A 1022-nucleotide genomic window follows, 5' to 3' on the forward strand; every position below is an offset into this window, starting at 1 on the left:
TATTTAGGCTTACCGGGTGGTCCCGGCAGATTCACAACAGATTCCACGAGCCCGTTGCTACTCGGGGACAACAACAATCATGACACATGCACCTTCACCTACAGGACTCTCACCTACTCCGGTTGACCATTCCAAGCCAATTCAGCTAACACACTTGTCACAACGAAGCACTGGTAGACACTTCACGTTGAAACCCCACAACACCGCATGCGCAACCCCTACCAAGTATCACACACACACGGTTTAGCCTCATCCACGTTCGCTCGCCGCTACTAGCAGAATCATTCGTTATTTTCTTCTCCTACGGGTACTGAGATGTTTCACTTCCCCGCGTAACCCCCACACCCACTATGAATTCATGGGCAGGTACCACCCCACAACGAGTGGCAGGTTTCCCCATTCGGACATCCTCGGATCAACGCTTACTTGACAACTCCCCGAGGCTTAACGCAGCCTGACACGTCCTTCATCGGCACACAATACCAAGGCATCCACCATGCGCCCTTCACACAACGAACACACACCACCACAAACACAACCCACAACAGACCGTATTCATGGCAGGTGAACACACAAAATTAAGAAAAACAAGAAATCACATCACACCACACACAAACAACCACAAAGGATTGCCCGCGCGTGGTACATGCTCGCGTCCACTATACAGTTCTCACACAACACCCAACACACACCACAACCAACCACACAGTAGCCGACCGTAAATTGCGTGTTGGCACCAGGACAACACTAATGCCCCAGACACCCAACAATGCACCAACATACCAACACCATCCCCACAAAAGGAAACGACAAGCATTCGCGTTAAAACAATGGTTGCACCCAGCCATCCAGACCAGGGGCATGCGTCCACCCGATTACAAAAACAGTGGCAGTGCCCTACACAGACACATCAACCACCACCACCCACAACCGTGGGCCAATAAGAACTCCTTAGAAAGGAGGTGATCCAGCCGCACCTTCCGGTACGGCTACCTTGTTACGACTTCGTCCCAATCGCCGAT

At 51.7% G+C, this 1022-nt stretch carries 2 rRNA genes; both read right to left on the reverse strand.

The features are described from left to right. Positions 1-518: ribosomal RNA gene (locus tag ACEE23_RS11410) — 23S ribosomal RNA — on the reverse strand; the annotation flags it as partial. Between the two features lie 437 nt (positions 519-955). Beyond that, positions 956-1022 (reverse strand): 16S ribosomal RNA (locus tag ACEE23_RS11415); the annotation flags it as partial.

This window comes from Corynebacterium sp. 32222D000AT (assembly GCF_053546955.1).